Source organism: Burkholderia sp. AW49-1 (genome assembly GCF_053427845.1).
The window spans coordinates 1-17,891 of record NZ_JBSAXF010000054.1 but is presented as its reverse complement, the minus strand read 5'-3'; the positions used below and the strand labels follow the sequence as shown (position 1 = coordinate 17,891).

General features: G+C 56.4%; 15 protein-coding genes. 3 read left to right on the top strand and 12 right to left on the bottom strand.

From position 1 onward, the window contains the following. Nucleotides 1–16 precede the first annotated feature (16 nt). The 5 genes from ACV22W_RS32785 to ACV22W_RS32765 form a co-directional block, all read right to left on the bottom strand. Nucleotides 17–334 (bottom strand): hypothetical protein, encoded by a 318-nt coding sequence (locus ACV22W_RS32785; protein ID WP_448023658.1) that lies wholly within the window; start codon nucleotides 332–334, stop codon nucleotides 17–19. Between the two features lie 87 nt (nucleotides 335–421). After that, nucleotides 422–1,741, bottom strand: a complete 1,320-nt coding sequence (locus ACV22W_RS32780) for a YagK/YfjJ domain-containing protein (RefSeq protein WP_208835522.1) — start codon at nucleotides 1,739–1,741, stop codon at nucleotides 422–424. A gap of 184 nt (nucleotides 1,742–1,925) precedes the next feature. Beyond that, complete coding sequence (locus ACV22W_RS32775) at nucleotides 1,926–3,380, bottom strand: DUF3987 domain-containing protein (protein WP_208835523.1); 1,455 nt, start codon at nucleotides 3,378–3,380, stop codon at nucleotides 1,926–1,928. Nucleotides 3,381–3,534: 154 nt separating this feature from the next. After that, on the bottom strand, nucleotides 3,535–3,819 hold the full coding sequence (locus ACV22W_RS32770) for a hypothetical protein (protein ID WP_208835524.1): 285 nt from the start codon (nucleotides 3,817–3,819) through the stop codon (nucleotides 3,535–3,537). A gap of 143 nt (nucleotides 3,820–3,962) precedes the next feature. After that, a complete protein-coding gene (locus tag ACV22W_RS32765) occupies nucleotides 3,963–4,892 on the bottom strand; it encodes a hypothetical protein (RefSeq protein ID WP_448023656.1) in 930 nt (309 codons plus the stop codon). A 771-nt stretch (nucleotides 4,893–5,663) separates the two neighbouring features. Between ACV22W_RS32765 and ACV22W_RS32760 the strand changes: the two genes are divergently transcribed. The 3 genes from ACV22W_RS32760 to ACV22W_RS32750 are packed head-to-tail and all read left to right on the top strand — an operon-like array spanning nucleotide 5,664 to nucleotide 7,218. Further along, the gene (locus ACV22W_RS32760) at nucleotides 5,664–5,894 is read left to right on the top strand and encodes a hypothetical protein (RefSeq protein WP_448023654.1); all 231 of its coding nucleotides are present in this window, start codon (nucleotides 5,664–5,666) and stop codon (nucleotides 5,892–5,894) included. A 6-nt stretch (nucleotides 5,895–5,900) separates the two neighbouring features. Further along, nucleotides 5,901–6,215 carry a helix-turn-helix domain-containing protein gene (locus ACV22W_RS32755; RefSeq protein WP_448023653.1) on the top strand — a complete coding sequence of 105 codons (315 nt, stop codon included), beginning with the start codon at nucleotides 5,901–5,903 and terminating at the stop codon, nucleotides 6,213–6,215. A 1-nt stretch (nucleotide 6,216) separates the two neighbouring features. Continuing rightward, nucleotides 6,217–7,218 carry a reverse transcriptase family protein gene (locus ACV22W_RS32750; protein WP_448023652.1) on the top strand — a complete coding sequence of 334 codons (1,002 nt, stop codon included), beginning with the start codon at nucleotides 6,217–6,219 and terminating at the stop codon, nucleotides 7,216–7,218. 98 nt (nucleotides 7,219–7,316) lie between these two features. Here ACV22W_RS32750 and ACV22W_RS32745 read toward each other — a convergent pair whose 3' ends face one another. Genes ACV22W_RS32745 through ACV22W_RS32715 form a run of 7 tightly spaced genes read right to left on the bottom strand, consistent with a single transcriptional unit; the run spans nucleotide 7,317 to nucleotide 17,392 of the window. Next, complete coding sequence (locus ACV22W_RS32745; RefSeq protein ID WP_448023650.1) at nucleotides 7,317–8,024, bottom strand: M48 family metallopeptidase; 708 nt, start codon at nucleotides 8,022–8,024, stop codon at nucleotides 7,317–7,319. Further along, nucleotides 8,024–11,287, bottom strand: a complete 3,264-nt coding sequence (locus tag ACV22W_RS32740) for a type I restriction endonuclease subunit R (protein ID WP_448023649.1) — start codon at nucleotides 11,285–11,287, stop codon at nucleotides 8,024–8,026. Before ACV22W_RS32740 ends, ACV22W_RS32745 begins: the two co-directional genes overlap by 1 nt. 9 nt (nucleotides 11,288–11,296) lie before the next feature. Then, nucleotides 11,297–12,373 carry a type II toxin-antitoxin system antitoxin DNA ADP-ribosyl glycohydrolase DarG gene (gene darG, locus ACV22W_RS32735; RefSeq protein WP_448023648.1) on the bottom strand — a complete coding sequence of 359 codons (1,077 nt, stop codon included), beginning with the start codon at nucleotides 12,371–12,373 and terminating at the stop codon, nucleotides 11,297–11,299. After that, nucleotides 12,373–13,023: a type II toxin-antitoxin system toxin DNA ADP-ribosyl transferase DarT gene (darT, locus tag ACV22W_RS32730; protein ID WP_448023647.1), complete on the bottom strand. Its 651-nt coding sequence runs from the start codon at nucleotides 13,021–13,023 to the stop codon at nucleotides 12,373–12,375. The genes darG and darT overlap by 1 nt, the downstream gene beginning before the upstream one ends. Further along, nucleotides 13,016–14,269, bottom strand: a complete 1,254-nt coding sequence (locus ACV22W_RS32725) for a restriction endonuclease subunit S (RefSeq protein WP_448023645.1) — start codon at nucleotides 14,267–14,269, stop codon at nucleotides 13,016–13,018. The genes darT and ACV22W_RS32725 overlap by 8 nt, the downstream gene beginning before the upstream one ends. Then, nucleotides 14,262–17,033, bottom strand: a complete 2,772-nt coding sequence (locus tag ACV22W_RS32720; RefSeq protein ID WP_448023644.1) for an N-6 DNA methylase — start codon at nucleotides 17,031–17,033, stop codon at nucleotides 14,262–14,264. Before ACV22W_RS32720 ends, ACV22W_RS32725 begins: the two co-directional genes overlap by 8 nt. A 38-nt stretch (nucleotides 17,034–17,071) precedes the next feature. After that, the gene (locus ACV22W_RS32715) at nucleotides 17,072–17,392 is read right to left on the bottom strand and encodes an HVO_A0114 family putative DNA-binding protein (RefSeq protein WP_448023642.1); all 321 of its coding nucleotides are present in this window, start codon (nucleotides 17,390–17,392) and stop codon (nucleotides 17,072–17,074) included. Between the last annotated feature and the right edge of the window lie 499 nt (nucleotides 17,393–17,891).

Below are 17,891 nucleotides of genomic sequence, written 5' to 3'. Positions count from 1 at the left end.
CCGACGCTGGCATGAACTAAGCTTGACTCCCCGCATCTGCGCGTAGCATGGCGTTACGAACTGCTGATGGTTCCGTGACGACAGCTTGCTTCGCTGCCATCTCGGCCATCCATTTGGCGTAAGTGTTGCGCGATCTCAAGATGCCCTGCACTGACAGCACCTTAATGATGTCGCTCTCCTTGATACCCTCAGAAAGTTTCTTCATGATTTGCGGATAGACCTTCTCGAAGGCTCGCTTTTGCTGATCATGCTTGCTGGGACGTAGGGCTTCCAACGCGTCGAACAAGCTCTGTTCGTCGATAGTTTGCTGCCCGGTGGCTGTTGTGAAGTTCATAATCGGCTACTCCTGTCGAGCGTAAAAAACGCATATCCAAAATGGTTCCCATCACCCGGCGAACCATCTTGGATGCCTGCAAATTTCCTACGCGGCTTCGATCTCCAAGTTATCGTCTTCGTCCAGCGCCTTGTCTGGCAGGTCAACCATGCCCTTGGTACGCGGCCGGCCAGTGCGTCCGGATGGCAGTTCCGGCAAATGCCCTGTCATGAAGGTCTTGGACTTGGGCGATGCCTTCACGCGAACGAATTGATCTTTTTTTGCTAGGTACATGAGCGCACGCATCAGGTTGCTACGTTTCTCTACATCGTGATGGTCAATCAGGCCAGTACCAGGGTACTTGTAGGAGCCACGGTTGCAGTTGTGGAAGTACCCGCGCCCGCCTGTTACCTCTTCCCAGTACTGTCCGATCAGGTCGCCGAGCCATTCATGCTGCCTGACTTGTGAACCATCAAATATCAATGCTACGTGTAGGTGATGTCCCCCGGTACTGGAGAACTCAATGGAGCAGACGTAGCCGATCATGTGCCGGAACAGCGACGGCTTGCCACGCATGTTGTCCTTGAAATGCCGCCAATCCTCCGTCACCGTAAAGATGTCAACGCGGGGCAGATCGTCTCCGTAGTCATCAAGGGGTTCGCCGTGGGATACCGCTACACGCTCGCGTAAATTTCGAGCTTGAAGCAGCTCGTTCCATTGCATGGCTTGCGCAAGATCCTGGCAGGCAGCCTGGCGATACATCAGGTCAAGGCGGACCACCATCAGGCGCGCATAACGATCGTGCAAGGCATTGATGTAGACCGTCAGCCGCTTGGCGTTCTCGTCAGCATTCCGCTGCCAGTTCCGCATCAGACGCTTGATGCCGATGTGCGTGCCTTCTGCTCGTAGCGTCGACACAAAGTCATTGAATACCTCTGCGACATATCTCTCGGTCAATTGTCCGAACACAGCACGGCGCTGGCTGATGCCATGCATGGGATAGACGCGGTGAAACAAGGCCAAGTCGGGAGACAAGGCCAGGCCGTCGAAGATCAATCGCTCGAATGCCGGAAGGACTTCCACATACTTCGCCATCTTGCCTGCCACGACATCTACCGTGCCGTCGGCATCGCGCTTGATCTCGTAAGGCAGTTCATCCGTCTCGATGACGCACCGCATAAACTCGATCTGGAGGCTGAGCAGCTTGACGCTGGTACCTATCCGGTAGGCTTTACCATCAAGGCCATAGACAATGCCCATATTGCGTTCAAGATTCTTGACGATCCCATGAACGTCGGAGCGTTCATCGTTGCTCATATCAGCCTGATCACTGTCGTTGCCTTGCATCATGGAATCATCGCACTCGTGGTCGTGATCCGTATCGAGATTGCCTTCGGCATCATCGTCTTGCTCAATGAAATATTTCATATTTAATTCCCTTATTGAATACGTAAATTAATTTAATAATCCTAATAAAAACCAGAAGTCCTACCCCGCCGCACAAGCGGCAAGGGTCGGAAGGCTTTCGATGTAGTAACGGGAAGGATCGGGGCTTGCTGTGCTGTACCGATATGCGAAAACGTCCGCACGGACATGCATCACACACTAGCGGCTATACGCCGCCATGACCCAGGACATGGTCCAGCAGATCTGCCGGCGGCAACACTTCGATGTAGTGCTTGCCGCTCAACGTCAGCAGGCGTGCGCGGCCTCGGTTGAATAGTTCGCTGACTGCGCGGCGCAGGCGGGACGTTTCCATTCCCATGACCATCGCCAGCTTGCTGAGATTGTGGTGGGCAAACTGCCGCGTGCCATGGTCATGTAGCCACTGTGCCAACATGTCGGCATCTCGCGCACGCTGCGTTTTCTGCTCAACAGGCTGGTGCATCCACTGGTAGGCGTGGAAGTAATACCAGCAAACCTGTTCTGCGCTTTCCACCAGCTCGACTGACACATCGCCGTCGCGCCCCAGGAACACGTGGTTCTTGGCAGCCATGCGGGCAATATGCCCGGTCAGCTTGGCCAGAAAATCACGGCAATGTGCAAGCTCGAGGCGCGACATCAAATCGAGGTTCCGGTTGTTAAGGTCACGCATCAATGCCTTCGCACTGCCGCTAAAGGCCACCGATGGCAGGTCTTTCTTGCCGGAACGGATACGGTCATGGAGCTCATCCAGCATCTCTGTCACGCGCTCGCCGTACTGCTCGTGCGCGCGACCGGCGATGGCATAACCGGGACTTTCCGAGCCGATCCATTCGTCGAGGACGATGTGATAGAGGAAACGAGCATCCAAACCACTGGCCTTCAGCGCTTCCCCGCGCTTCTTGCAGAACGATTTGAAAAGCCCAGGCTGAATCATGAATAACGTCGTCAGATAGCCCTGGATTTCCTTGCGCGGTTCGCCAACCCGGCTGTGAGCGATCACCTTGCCGCCAAAGAGGTTGGCCAAGGTTGGGAAGTCCTTGGCGCGGAGCATGTCCAACGCGACCGCACCTTCATCGACGATCCAGCCGGAAACCGGCCAATGCTCCAGGCAGCGTAGTACCGCTTGCATGGACGCATCGTCTTGCAGAAGGGCCGGAACCACAACGGAACGGGGCTCCTGCCCCAGCGTCTCTGCCAACAACGCTTCAATGGCGTCCGTTTCCTCACCATTAACCAAGCATTCCTGGACGACCTTTTCGATCATCGCCACCCGCTTCCGCCACACGCGATGTGCGGCCTGCTGCTGGTATTGATTCATCGGGGTCTGCTCTGCGTGCTTGGCACCCCATCGAGACAGGGCCTCGGTCAGTGATTCATGGTGAAAACTCTTGCCGGCACCCGAGGACGCCAGCAAGATGCCGAACGATGTCAGAGGCGCAGTGCCACCGCCAGGCTTTTCGTACACCGCCAGCCCTGAGGCAACCAGGGAACTGACGGCTTCCAGCACGGAGGCGCCGATAGCGTCGTCCTTGGGCGTCTCTGATCGCTCTTGCAGTACATCGCCCAGCAGGCTGGGCAACGCTTCATAGGGGAAATGCGGAACCTGCATTGCATTTCCGATTAAGTCGTGTCCGTTGCCCATGCGATTTCCATAGGCAACAGCCGACCTTGAAGATGCGTTATTCACGCAGTCTCCTTTCCGCTTTTGCGGTGAGTCAAATTGTTAAAGAGCGGTGTTTCTGGGGGACTAGCCAAATGCGCGCACGGGCGGAACGCCGGTGCGATTGCGCAGAAATTTAGGCTGAGGGATGCAGTGGCATGGAGGGGGGCATGGGAAACACATCGCCCTGGTTCACGAGAGTGTCGTCGTTGGCCGCAATCGCACCATCACGCTTGGTCACGATCACGTCCGGCCACAGCAAGCGGCCATTCGCGAGCTTGGTGGGTACCACGCCCAGGTACGCACCGTTGATGCTGTAGCCCTTACGAACCGTTTGCGGTTTGACAAGGTTCTTGCTGGCAAAAATCTTGGTGTCGACGCCGCGTGCCAACGGCAATGTGTTTTGAACTACGAAAGCCATGATGAACTCCGTTCTGAATCGACCAAGGCGTGGTCGCTACGCGCCACCTACGCAGAACGATGTGGTTCTGCGTGGATGACGAAACGGATCATGGGAGTGGGGGCTAGTGGGGATGCAACGACAAAATGTCGGGAATTTTTTCCCTACTTCCTGTTGGCGTAGGTATCCCGGTTCTCGCTGATGATGCGATCTTTGTCGCTTGCCGCTTTCCAGGCCTCAATGAATTTGGAGTCGCCGTGCTTGGAAGTAGATTCGAATAGTTCGGGGTGGTGTTCAAGACACCACGTTAGGAGTTTTTTCTTTTCCCCTCGTTTAATTGCCTCGCGCTTGAAATTCAGCGCATCAGCACCGGCTTCTATGGCGCGAATCTGCTGTTCCAGTGTCGTCAAGCCCGAATCGTTTTCGGCCGGGCTTGCGCGCCATTCGTTTTTTTGTGATGGCTGATCTGGATTACTATGCGCTGCGTCGGAGGACACTTCAGCAGCGGCTGATTTCGCAAGCTGCTCCTTCACTCTCGGAAGATCGTGGCCGTCCACACGTAGCATCTCGAGCCTGACAGCGCCTGCATCTGCTGCCGGAGGATGCTCAAGAATCCATGCAACGCTCTTGGCACGCCCCTTCATCCGCTCGGCCAGCACCGCAGTTCGTTCTGCCTGCTGTCGTTCTTGTTGCCACTCGGTAGTGTGCCGCAGCACCAGTTCCGGGCAGATATAGCCACCGGGCTTCACCGACTGCTCGATCTTGATCTTCTTAATGTCCGCAGGGAGCAGAACCGCATACTCGCCGTATCGCAGTACCGAGCGAAACACGGGGTCAACACCGGCAATGCTACCTACCAAACTCGCATGCGGAATGCCGCGATCGGTCACCGGCCATGCATACAGCCCTTCGCGCAAGACTGGCGCGTAGAGGTCAAGCCTTTTGGCTACCCCTTCGTTCAGCAAGTCGTCCAGCTTGCAGTTCAGCTGCGCGGCGGCATCGGCCAGCGTCAAGTATTCGCGCTTGGGCTGCTCGTCTTTGCGCAGGGTTTCAAGCCAGAACCCCGTCGGCCCCATCAATTCTTTTTCCGTCACCGCTGCCCAATCCCATTCATGGCGTATGTCAGGGCCGTAGCTTACCGCGTGACGGTGATGGACGTGGATCAGAGCGGACCGAATCCGGTTACACAGCGGTTACACGGACCCATAAATGAACAAGGGGTTACGCGAAAAACTCACGTAACCCCTTGATTTTATTGGTGCCGGCTGCAGGACTCGAACCCGCCACCTGATGATTACAAATTTCCTTGCAAATCAATAAGTTACTGATATTCAAGAGAAAGTTGCCGTAACGCAGCACAACCAAAAGAACTTTAGATTCAGCAACTTAGGGGAATTTGGCGAAAGTACTAAAAGCTGAGGCCTGTACCGTCAATGTACCACTCCCCCTCCTGTGGCTAGCTAGCAGGCGTCGCACCAAACATCACTGACAGTAATATTTTTTGACATCGATGCACCTGCGGCGTATAGTCGGCTCTGCAGGGTGAGTGCTATCGCTCACACGTTCTTTAAGTTGAAGAATTTCTCCAGTTGGAAAGGCAGGGTTTGCTAGTTGCCAGGAGATGTAGCCTGGCGCTGGGTGCAGCCAACATCCGGCTTTCGTCGGCCGAGGTCGATCCGGTGCAGCGAGGCGCGAAGCGTCGAGCCGCCCCGCCGTCGCACTTAGCCGATAGCAGTGGGTCTGTCGTTCGCAGGGGCGGCTGAACCAAACTGAGTAGACGGTGGTGGGCTTCCGGGGCATCAGCAATTCCTTACCGGCCTTGCTTTCTGGCGGCTGGGCATGTGCCCGGTTATAGGAGAAAAGCTATGTCTTCAAACTTGAAGAAACTCGTCGGCGAGCTGGAATTGATTCTCGTCGAACGAGGTGATTCGCTTGATGCCCCCGCTCGGGAAGCATTCCAAGTACAGATCGACAACCTCAAAAAGGAAGTCGATGAAGCAAAGGCCGCAGAGATTGGACGACTTACGTTCGACGTTCTCAACGTGTTGGCGGCTTTGCTCGGCGTGGTCACAAATGTGATGACGCTTCTGAAATAAGGAAGATTGCTGAGCAAGGAAGCCAACCTCTTTGGTGTTGTTATGGAAATTGGACATGCCCTCAAGGTCTGTCGCTCGGCCAAAAAGCTATCGCTGGATGAGCTGGCCGAGCGTGCAGGGCTCTCTCAGTCTTATCTTTCGATGATCGAATCTGGCAAGCGTGAACCAACGTTGACCAGTATTAGTAAAGTCGCAGCAGCTCTAGGCGTCCCGACACCGGTCTTGCTATTTCTGGCAGCGGAGAAAGGGGAACTTCAAGGTCTTGACCCAGAAACGGTGCGCAGATTGTCTGAAGCCGTTCTAGACATAGTACGCAACTGAAGTGGACCGCCCTATCTATCCGCACGAACGTATTCTGAGCGTTCAATCGCTATGCAGGGCATTGGGAACATCCGAGCCGATGCTTCGCGCGATTGCCGCGCGAGCTCCGCACTTATACATCGGACCGAAGCCTAAGCCCAAAAAATATGGCGGAGTCCGTTACGTCTTCGACACGAAAGCTCCACTAAAACCCCTGCTCAAGAAAATCAATGGCGTCTTTTTTCGCCAAGTTTGTTTTCCTCAATACCTGACGGGCTCGTTAGCCGGCCGCGACTTTGTGTCAAATGTGGAAATCCATCGCGACTCCATGTATGCGATCACAGAAGATATCGCCGGTTTTTTTGATCACATCACGGCTGATCATGTGTATCGAATTTGGCACGAATTCTTTGCGTTCGGCGAAGATGTTTCGATACTTCTCACGCAGCTCACCACCAAAGATGGACGAGTGTTCCAAGGCACCCCCACAAGCTCATATCTCGCGAACCTTGCTTTTTGGGACAAAGAGCCAACCCTCGTTGCCAAGCTAGCCAGCCGTAACATTCGATACAGTCGATACGTTGACGACATCACCATGTCCTCTGCAGTCCCCCTTACAGCGGACAGCAAAAGTTGGGCAATCGCTCAAGCATATGCCATGGTAGGGAGCGGGGGCTTTAAAGCACAGCGTAAAAAGCACGCGAGCTTTGCAGCTAACAAGCCTATTCGGATCATGGGATTGAACGCGAATCGGCAGCCAACGCTCCCCAAGCAAGAACGTGCAAAAATCCGTGCGGCGGTGTTCCAGCTCGAACGCAGCCTGAGGCGCGCAGAGCCCGATGCCGAGTTCCGCTCGCGGTTCAACGCAGTAAGCGGAAAAGTCGGCCGCTTAAAACGGCTCCACCCTCAAGAAGGGGCGGCCCTACGACTTCGATTGGATCAAATTCGCCGAACGATTGATGCCCTTCCGGTAATTACACGCCCCGAAAGTCCAATCCCGTCTTCCGACAACGTACCATTCTGATGGCTGAGCCAATGCCTCATGCCCCTAGCAATGCCGCGCGATGTCCCCTCTTTTCGAGAGCCAAGGCAGCGTAGGTAAGTCAGGACGGGCTCACTATCTCACAAGTCAAACTCCGCACCACGCATCCTCAACCATTCTTTACGATCTCTGTAGTCAGGCAGTACCTTGTCCACCTCGTTCCAGAAGGCGTCCGAATGGTCGCGATGATGCAGGTGACACAGCTCATGGACGACGATGTAGTCGATGATGGTCAGTGGGGCCATGAGGCACTTCCAATGAAAATGCAGAGCACCGCTCTTGGTGCATGAAGCCCAGCGATAGCCAAGATCCTGGATCTGCACTGCGCCCGCTATCACGCCCACCCTTGCCGCGAAATACGCCACTCGCTTTTGGATGCGAGGCAAGCCCTTCGCCTTGTAGAAGGCTTCAAATACGTGAAGTGGACCGTCGTGGCCTCCTCGCTCGACGACCTCGCGCCGTAGGCAAAACCGACCATCTTTCAGCTTGAGAGGCTCGTCCTGCTCAGTCACCAACTGCAGTCGGTAGCAACTGCCCAAGTACAAGAAAGTCTCACCGTTGACCCATTCCCGCGTAACTCGAGTTGCATTGAGGTCACGCCAATCAGCCAGATTGCGGTAAATCCACATCCGCTTGCTGAGCACGGTTTCATCCACCTGCTCGGGCGTCATCCGCATCGGTGGTCGAACAGTGATGACGCCATTGCGTTCGATCACGATATCCGTGGTCTGGCGATCCGAGCCCGGCAACAACTGGTATTCAATATCACGCACCTGGCGAAGTTGCATCACATGCCCTCCGTCCGCGCCGCATTGATCAATTCGTCGTGGCGATTCTTGGCGAGTCTCATGATCTCTACGGCCACACGCTCACGGTTGCGCTTCAACTCTTCAATGCCCGTTTTTGCGATCTCGGTCTTCAGTAGGCCACGCGCGCGCTTTTGCTTGTCTGGGTTCTGCCAGAAGTCGATGCTGCCAATGGTTTCCTGCAATATTTCTACGGAGGTTTCCATCAGCATCTTGAATGCGGGCTTATCCTCATTATTGACGGAACCGTTGGCAAAGCCCAGCTGAACGATGTACTCGTAGAAAGTGGTTGCTTCCTTGCTCATACCATCTTCGCCTTGCTGTCGTCCGGCGATAGCTTCCTGGCGCAATTCGGCCAGTCTCTCGGCGAGCAAATCCCACTCGCCGTGGTGTTTCTCGATCAGGGCATTGACTTTTTCGGACAGGCTTTTATAAAAGGCCGGGTCCTCGTCGTGGTGAACCGTGCAGTGCTTGCGAATGGCATGCTCCATCTCGCTGGCCTTGGCTTCGCTGTTCATGCCGGCGTGGGCCGCCAGCTTGTCGAGGAAGTCGTCGGCCAGCAACTCGACTGGCGGCACCTTCGGGTTGATTCCCAAGCTGATCAGGTGCTCATTGATCAACGCCTTCACCTTCTCGCCGGCACTACCCAGGTCGAGGCTCGTATCTTTGTAGCGCTCCTTGGTCACCTGCAAGATGTAGCCAAACCGTTTGGCCGGGACACGGTACGGCTGAGAGGCTGCGTTCGGCAGGATGATGTCCAGACTCATCAGGAACTTCTTGAGATACACCTCGAAGTCAGCCCGCTGCTTGTCGTCCTTCAGGGCCTTCACGGCTTCATGCACAACAGCAGCATCGGCATTCAAATCGGCCAATTCGCCATTCACGAACGCCTTAATGGTTTTCACGCCAAGCGCCACGAAGTGCTGCAACAGGCGCTGAAAGCGCTCTTCCAGCACTGGCAACTCAGATGCAATGTTCTTCATGCCGTCGTGCAGCTCTTGCAGCTCGTCGCTGGCTGCGTAAAGTGTCAATGCATCGGTCAAGTGATTGGCCAGGCCGATGTAGTCAACGATGTAGCCGCGCTGCTTGCCCTTCTTCACGCGGTTGGTACGGGCGATAGCTTGCAGCAGCGTGTGTTCGCGCAGTTTCTTGTCGATGTACATCACCTGCTCGATGGGTGCATCGAAACCCGTCAGCAGCATGTCGCACACGATGAGAAAGGCAATGCCGGTATACACCTTATCCGGGTCGCTCAAATCGAAGTTGCGACAGAAGTTTTCCACCGCGTTCATGCGCTGCGCCTGCTTACGCGCTTGTGTGATGTACGCCGCTTCGTTGGTACCGTCCGACGAAATTACTACGGCAGTCTTGAGAAACCGCAGACGTTGAATCAGGTCTGCGTTAGGCAATGCCATGGCTTCCTCGCGGGCCAGGCGCTCTGCCAGCGCAGCCTCAATGCTGTTCTGGTATCGAAAACACGCCAGCTTGGAATGGCACACCACCTGCGCCTTGAAGCCATTGGGCAGGATGTTGTCAACGTAGTGGGTCACCAAATCACGCGCAATAGCATCGATCCGGTTCTCAGCTTCCAGAATGTCGCCCGTCGCGCCGTACTTCTTCTTGATCGCCAGGAGTTCTTCTTCGCTGCGGTCGCGGAACAGATCTTCAAAGGCCTCGTCGAACGCGTGCTTTTCGTTCAGCGCGCTGTCGGCGGTCTTGCCTTCATAGAGGATCTGCAGCGTGGCCCCATCGTTCACCGCATCCATCAGACGGTAGGTGTCGATGTACTCACCAAAGCGCTTGTGGGTTTTCTTTTCACCATGCCGCTCGGTGATCAGCGGCGTGCCGGTGAAGGCGATGCGCGTAGCGTTGGGGAAGGCCTCGAACAAGTTGTCACCCAGATCCGAGCTTTGCGTGCGGTGGGCTTCGTCGATCATCAGGATGATGCGGTCCGACGTGTTGACCACCCCGAAAGTCTTGCCCGCCGGCATGGCCAGATAAGTGCCAAGTGCCTCGGCTACTGTGTTGGTCAGCGTTTGCTTGTGCTCCTGGAACTTATGGATCATCACCATGCTGATATCCGAGCTGTCGGTCGAGAGATGCTGGCGTAAGCCGGCGCGGCTCTCGATCACGTTCACCCGGCCACCGATCAGTGTGGCGGTGTCGCCCAGTTGCTCTTCCAAATCCTGTCGGTCATTGACCAGCACGATCTTGTAATCCCCCAGGTCGCGGCTGGCGCGCAGCATCCTTGCCAGAAACACCATGGTCAGAGACTTACCCGACCCCTGCGTGTGCCACACTACACCGCTGCGCACGGAGGCGGTTTCGCCGGTGCGCAGACGCGCCGCGATCTTGCCTGCTGCGCGGAACTGCTGATAGCGGCAAACCACCTTCACGCGGGGCCCGCCTTCGGTGTCCATGAACACCGAACTGGTGCGCAAGATCTGCAGCAGATTCGCCTTGTTCAACATCCCGGCAATCAACTGTTGCTGGGCGTTCATGCCCACACGAGCAGCATCGTCCGCCGGATACAATGTTTTCCAGGCATAGAAGTGCTCTTCGCCCGAAGTAATAGTGCCGTAGTCGGCCTCCAAGCCGCAACTGCGAACCAGCATTAGGCTGCTATAAAACAGCCGGGGTTCGCCTTCCTTTAGGCCAGAGGCCTCCGTCTCCATGCGCCGGCGCATGTAGCGCTGCAATTGCACAAAGGCTTCCTGCATCGGATTCGCGCAGGTTTCCGAGCCCTTCTTGCACTCCACCACCACCAGCGGGATGCCGTTCACGAACAACACGATGTCCGGAATAATGAAGGCCTTCACGCAGCCCGGTGTGTCGATGCGGAACTGGTTGATGACGTGGAACTGGTTATTCGAGGGGTTATGAAAGTCGATCAGACGCACTACCGGGTCGGCCTCGCCCGTCAGCTCGTTCACATCAGCCTGGGCCTTGAACAGCATCGCCTGCACAACCTCGTTGGCTTCCAAGAGCGTGCGGTTGGGGTGGCGCAGCAACTGGCTGCGCAGCTCTTCCAGTTGGCGATCGGTCAGCCACTCTTTGCCGTCGTCAGTGCGGTTGATGGCCCGCACGGCGCGGTCGAACACCTCCGTCAAAAGCCATTGGCGGAAATTGCCGCGCAGGCTGAGTGCGGCATCCTGCGGCACGCCCGTGCCCTGGTCAATTACTGTCCAGCCAAGCTCTGCCAGTTGCTGCAAGAAGGGGCGTTCGACCTCCGTGTATTCGCTCACACCTGCTCCTTACGCAATTGCGGGTGCAGCTTGTGTTAGGCGTTCAAGCGCAATGCCTAGCGCCCGATCGTCAAAGAGACGATCCTTGCGGGCGACCGCATCCGGGCCGCCACGCCAATGGCGCAGCCCTTCGCGCAAGGCCGGCACGGTGGGCGCAACGCCTTCGCGGACCAGCAGCCAGTCCACCGTCGCCAACAGTTCCATGCCAAAGGGCGACTCAAAGCCATCGATCAGCGCCGCAGTGGATTCAAGTGCCTGCGTGTAGGCCTTGGCTTCGCTCTTGAGATAGGTTTGCACCAGCGTCTTGCGGTCGTCATCAAACCAGATCACATCTAGCGGATCAGCGTCGCTGATGCGTTTCTCCGAATGCAGATAGCTCCCATCCAGATTGTTCAGTAGGTGGTCGAGCCGGTTGGCATAGGGGCCGTACTTGTGCGGTGCAAACTGCAGGTTCAGCGGGTTGTCGCCCGGGTTGTAGCGCTCGATCGCACGCTCCAGAAACCACGCCAACTTCTGAATCTCCAGGAGGCTGCATTCCATGCCCAGCACCCAGTAGCGGCGCACCAGCTCGGCAATCAGTGCACGAGCGGGCGTTAATTTCTCGACCCCAGTCCGCTTGGCCACGTTCTGGTATTGCTTGGTCGGCTCAAACACTAGAATGTCGATATCCAGATCGCCCAGTGCCTGCTCAATCTGCACACGCACATCAGCCCAGTCCAGGCCACCGTTGCCCGCACCCAAGGGTGGGATGGCGATAGACTTGACCTGTTGCTCGATCAGGAACCGCCGCAGATCCTGCAAACCCTCCACCACCCATTCCAAGCGCGACGGCGCACGCCAGTGCTGCTTGGTAGGAAAGTTGACGATCCAGCGCGGGCCATCCAGCTCGTGCACGGGCGTCACGAACATCTTGCCCGTCTGCACTTCCTTGGCCTTGCAGGCGGCGGCGTAGCGGCGGAAGTTCTCGTCAAAACGCTCCTTGAACATTAGCGCGATGCCCTTGCCCATCACCCCGACGGTGTTGACGGTGTTGACCAGCGCCTCGGCTCGGGCCTCCAGTAAATTGCCTTGAGTGAATCTAATCATCAGAAGTACCACCGTGGCATAACTCGAACATCCATTTTCAAGCCTCTGGCCTGAATGTGCCGATCGAGTGTGCTTTTAACTGCATCCGTGTAGCAGATGATGCCGACTAGGCCGGTGACCGGCAAATGGTTGTGTACCAAGGCCTCAGCTTGGTATCGCTCAATCTGCTCCGGATCATCTGGATTCCGTTTGAAATTGCGCGCCTGCAATAGGGGCCAATCAATTTCATTCAAACTGTCTACGCTGTTGAAATACCTTGCAAGCGGCGGATAGGCGTGTCGATCTGTAAACACAAAGGACAAGCCCATCTGGTGCACCTTGTGCAGCGTGGAAACCAGGATGCAGATTTCCTCATTTCGTCGCTTCGCAACTTCCCCTCGCCCTGTGTAGATGTTGTACATCATGGGCGAAAAGGGGGTGAAATAGAACGGCACGTAATTCGAGAGCATCCCACCCGGCGCTACCGGCACTACCCGGTGACTGCGCCGGTCAATCAAATCGGCATTGCCGATGGCCACATAGTTGGGGTCCTGCACGGCAGACCTCTTGCAATGCACGCCGTTATCCAGAATCCATGGCAGATTGTCGCGGTGGACAATGCGCCAGATCAGCGCCTTCTCCGGATTGAGGTTGGGATAGTGGTTAGCCATCGACCACCTCGGGTTCTTCGACTTTGATGGAAACGTTGCCAGTAAGCAGGTCGTGCATAAGGCCTTGCTTCTGGACATACAACTTGAGCCTCGCACTCCTGTAAGCCTTGATGCAATCGGTCACCTTGCTTAGCTTGCCAACAATCGCCCTCTGCTCTACGGGATGAGGCACGGCAATAAGCAGTTGCTGAACAGACTTGGCATTCAGTTTTGCCATACTCGAAGATGTGCCAACAGCCAGCGCCGTCAAACGCTTGCGAGTCGCCGGCATTAGCAGTTGAGCCTCAAGAAAGCCTGCGTCAAGGGAGTCAACCAGCTTCAGCCGCATCATTAGATCGGGATAGATGACTGGCGAGCCAATGTCTCTGAAGGTGCCGCACAAACCAACCAATTCAGGCGTATTCGCTCTGCTGATTAAGAAGTCGCCTTCCGCCAGCAGTGCGCCACTCACTATCGCAGCATCTCTCGGCGCATTTTTGAGTTGCTTGGCTTCAAATCCATCATGCGTCAGACATCCCAGACCAAGAACGTAGAGACCTTGCCAAGTATTAACTTCACGTGGCGAATAACCATTTTTTGGTGGAGCCTTCAAACACTTGCCGAGCGGATCAATTCGCCACTCCCTCGGAATCCACCCAATCGCCGTCTCCTGATACAGCTCTGGCGCCTGTTCGCGGGGTGGACGCAGTTCACCGCTGGGCAACACGCCACGAGTGAACAGGTCGCGCATCAGACCGGCCTTGATTTGCTGATATTTGGCGATCAGCGCTTCGGTTTTCTCGATGGCGGTGTCGATGCTGGAGAGAATGTTGGCGATTCGCCGCTGAACCATCCGATGCTTTGGATAGCGGAGCTTCAGTAGCCGGCCAAGATCCTTGGGAACGTGAGGAACGCCGGTGCCAGTGCGACGGTGCTGAATCCAATCGAACCGCTCGGAAAGTGCGTAGTAAAGGTATTTCGGCTCGACCCTGTCACTTGGTGAGAGCTTGGAAACCGTCGAAGCCACCACCCCTTGGCGGCCATAGCCAACTAAGCCAGATCGCTCGCCATCCCACAACATCAAGGTGTCAGTGCTCTTAGCGATGACAGCAAGTCTAGTGAAGGCATAGCCGTCATCGCCGCCTTCCAGACCCGATGCGCCCAAGTACGGTGCGTACCCATCGCCGTCAAACGGTGATGTGTCAACCTTTCGCCCCTTTTGGAAGGTTGCGAGTTGTGCAAGAGGCGCTTCAACCCATTCACTCATACCCCAACTCCACCAGAAAGCTCCGAAGTGCTTTCGCCGCCTCATCCCGCGCGGCCTCAATTTGCTTAGCCGTGACGGCGTACTTGCCCCACAGGTTTTCGACAGCGGAGATGCAGGCGCGTTGATCCGCACGCAGGTATTGCCGGTAGCTCTCGAACAACAGTTTGCCCAGCCGTTCGACGATGACCTGTCGCGCTTCGTCCTTGCTGATTTTCAGGCGGGCCTGCTCAACCAGTTCGTCTTTCTTAGCCTCGGTGGATTTGATGATGGCTTTCAGTGCTTTGGCTTCGTCTTCCAGCGCTTTGTGGATAGCGAGCTTGGCTTCGATACGCTCGGCGCTGGCCTTGGCTTGTTGGCCAGCGGCCATGGCGGCCTCGATCACTGATGTGAAAGTGGATGCGTGCCCCACCGAAGCGGCGAGGTCCAGCATGCGTTGGCCGTTACCAAACTGCGCCTCCTTAGCAGTAAGACCATCAACGCAGTGATGGGCCTTGTCGGTGCCCTTGGGTAAGCGCCCAGCCACCTTGATCTCAGCGAATAGATCGCCCACTGCGCCCTTGAGAGTCTTAAGCTGGGTCTTCCATTCGGCGTTGGCTTCCTTAAGCTCGTCCTTGAGGGTTTTCACCTCGTCGGTGGGCAACACGCCGGTATCCTCAGTATCTTCAAAATCCTCTTCACTTGCGGCGGCGAACAGGGCCTGCAATTCGGCCAAACGGGCGTGTTGCTGCTCCAATTCGGCCAGCACCTCCGGGAACTGGCTTTGCAGGATATCCTCATCCGGAATCAGCTCCGGGCCCCAGCCGCTGGCCGCAATGGATTTGAAGTCGGATACCAAGCCCTTGTAGTAGTTGGCGAAGGCGCCGCGTACCTGATAGCGGTTAAGCAGATGTTGCCCAGAAAACGTGCGCTCGATGCTGTCCAGGAGCGTGGCACGCACGGCATAGACGTTACGAGCGGTGGCGTTCTGGTTATCCGCATCCGGTGCTAGCGCCTCGATGACAGGCAAGTGCTGCTGCCACCAATCAGCCAGATCGGTCATGAACTGAGTGTGTCGCTGAATGACGCTGTCGTGGCTGTTGATGTGCGGGGCAATGTCGCGCTTATCTCCCTGTGCGATTGCGAAATCGGCATACCAAGTGCCGTGATCTACCGCAGCGCGTGGCACAAAGATGCTTTCGCGCAGACCTGCGTAGTTCTGCCAGTAGTGGTCCAAGGCATTAATCTCGCTGACTGGCACGCCGCCGTGCAAATGGGCGCGCACGTCATGCGGCTCGGGTGGCGGGGCGTTGTCCACGTAGCGACGGATATTGCAGTTGTAGTCTTCAGCCTTGATGTCGGCCACCCGCACGCGTTTGGCGTAGCCCGCTACGTTTTGGCCTGCACGGTAGGCGTGCACGATCTTGTCAATATCCTCCGGCCGCAGGTGGTTCTGTGCCTTGCCTTCGCGGTATTCTCGGTCGGCATTAATAAAAAGAACGTGGTCGCGCTGCGTAGCACCATCCTTGTTCAACACCAAGATACAGGCAGGGATGCCTGTGCCGTAGAACAGGTTGCTGGGTAGACCGATGACAGCTTCGAGGTAACCCCGGTCGATGAAGTACTGGCGCGCCTCGCGCTCTTCCCCTCCCCGAAACAGGACGCCGTGCGGCATGACAGTTGCCATGCGACCATTGCTCTTGAGCACGGCCAGCATGTGCTGCACGAACATCAAGTCGGCCTTTTTCCCCTTTTCGGGCATCCATACGTGGAAGCGGCCGGGATATGCAATTGGTTCCTTCTTCTTGGCACCGCTGCCGTCGTCCTTGGACTTAGTTTTGGCGTAGTTCTGGCTGAACGGCGGATTTGCCAGCACGCGGTCAAAACGGCGCAGTTCGTTGTTTTCGTCTTTATGCCGCGGATCAGCCAATGTGTCGGCGTTACGGATGTCGGCATGCGAGATGCCGTGCAGCAGCATGTTCATCTTGCAGATGGACCAGGTGGTGCCCATCTTTTCCTGACCGTTGAGCGACAACTCGGCAGCGTCCGCCCCGCATTCACGCAGGTAGTCGCGCGCCTGAATCAACATGCCGCCGGAGCCAACGGTCGGGTCATACACGCTCATGCCTTCCTTCGGGTCGCAAATCTCGACGCAGATGCGAACCACCTCGGCCGGGGTGTAAAACTCGCCGGCCTTTTTACCTGCAGAATCGGCAAAGTGCTTGATCAGCCATTCGTAGGCGGCACCGAGCAGGTCGGGGAATTCGAAATCATCATCCCGCAGCGGAATCTTCTCGAAGTTCTGGATGAAATCGACCAGGGTGTCGTCGTCGAGCGTGTTCTGACCGATCTTGCGGTTGAAGTTGATGGTGCCCTTGAGTACATCCTGCAAGGCATCGGCGTTTTCCTCTTCCAGGGCTTCCAGCGCTTTGTTGAGCGTGGAGCCAACGTTTTCCTTGACGTGCTTGAGCGCAGGCTGCGGATTGCCTGCGTCATCTACCCACGGGTCGTTCCAACGGGCGCGCGGCGGCACGTAGAAGTATTTCCCCGAGTATTGGTCCGGGTCTTCGAGGTTGAGGACGATGTCGGCATCCGACAGGCCCGCTGCCTTTCCTTCTTTCTTGATCTCTTCCCGGCGTTGATCGAACAGATCGCTGGCACGCTTTAAGAACAGCATGCCGAAGATGTATTCCTTATACTCGCTGGCATCCATATTGCCGCGCAGATCGTCGCATGCAGTGAGCAGCAGGCTTTCTAGGCGCGCGAGTGTGAGTTTGGCGGACGGCATTGTTCAGTCTGTTCCTCGATTCTTGCTACTTATGCGGCTCAATCCAGCACCACCAGAAATTCAGTGGCCAAAGCTTCCGGACGGACTGATCGGGTTACCGTGCTGCGGTTCAGCCGGACCAGCCCATACCCCTCCATCGTGCGCAAGGTGCGCGATAAGTTGCTGGCAGCGCGTCCAGACAGTTCAGCCAACTCCAGTACTGTGCGGGGCTCTCGCTCGTGCATCAGTCGCAGCAAGGCGCGATTTTCATCAGAAAGCACACCAGCCAGTTGCCTCCATGTGTCGAACCAGACGGTAGGAGTTGGCTGATCGTTGCCGCTTGCCGGCTTATCTGAACGGATGCCGATCACTGTGCGCATCTTTTCGCCTCCATTGTGACTCAACAATATTATCATGCGAGCACACTATCCGTCAGCGACAGCCTGAACCGGTAACTCCTTCATCGGTATGGAATCCACTGCCCAGCACTTGGCTGACTTGCGGCTCATCGACAACGATCACCAGCATCTTGAACCCAATCGCAGTCTGTCAGTCAGCGGCATCCTACGTAATGCCGATGAAGGATGTGACGAAAACCGGCGGCAGCCTATCCTGCCTTAGAACCAAACCGATCGCATTTCTTGCGCTGTCGCAATTTCTCGACTCACTGCCGCACTCGATGACTTGCCCGGCAAGCCATCGCCCTAGTTGCCATCAGAGAGGACCGGTAGCGCGCCCTGCGCGCGACATCTGACCGATAGGCCGGACGGAGTCGTTCGTGAAATGCTCCAGCGACTGCAACACGGAAACTGCGCTACTCTCCTGCGCTGAAGAACTACCGCCCGACCGGCACCCACGATGACATGCCAGTTCGAATGC

Bases quoted from the DNA above. Each gene is read 5' to 3' on its own strand.
- ACV22W_RS32785 (WP_448023658.1), bottom strand. From the start codon at position 334: ATGAACTTCACAACAGCCACCGGGCAGCAAACTATCGACGAACAGAGC.
- ACV22W_RS32780 (WP_208835522.1), bottom strand. From the start codon at position 1,741: ATGAAATATTTCATTGAGCAAGACGATGATGCCGAAGGCAATCTCGAT.
- ACV22W_RS32775 (WP_208835523.1), bottom strand. From the start codon at position 3,380: ATGGGCAACGGACACGACTTAATCGGAAATGCAATGCAGGTTCCGCAT.
- ACV22W_RS32770 (WP_208835524.1), bottom strand. From the start codon at position 3,819: ATGGCTTTCGTAGTTCAAAACACATTGCCGTTGGCACGCGGCGTCGAC.
- ACV22W_RS32760 (WP_448023654.1), top strand. From the start codon at position 5,664: ATGTCTTCAAACTTGAAGAAACTCGTCGGCGAGCTGGAATTGATTCTC.
- ACV22W_RS32745 (WP_448023650.1), bottom strand. From the start codon at position 8,024: ATGCAACTTCGCCAGGTGCGTGATATTGAATACCAGTTGTTGCCGGGC.
- darG (WP_448023648.1), bottom strand. From the start codon at position 12,373: ATGATTAGATTCACTCAAGGCAATTTACTGGAGGCCCGAGCCGAGGCG.
- darT (WP_448023647.1), bottom strand. From the start codon at position 13,023: ATGGCTAACCACTATCCCAACCTCAATCCGGAGAAGGCGCTGATCTGG.
- ACV22W_RS32725 (WP_448023645.1), bottom strand. From the start codon at position 14,269: ATGAGTGAATGGGTTGAAGCGCCTCTTGCACAACTCGCAACCTTCCAA.
- ACV22W_RS32720 (WP_448023644.1), bottom strand. From the start codon at position 17,033: ATGCCGTCCGCCAAACTCACACTCGCGCGCCTAGAAAGCCTGCTGCTC.
- ACV22W_RS32715 (WP_448023642.1), bottom strand. From the start codon at position 17,392: ATGCGCACAGTGATCGGCATCCGTTCAGATAAGCCGGCAAGCGGCAAC.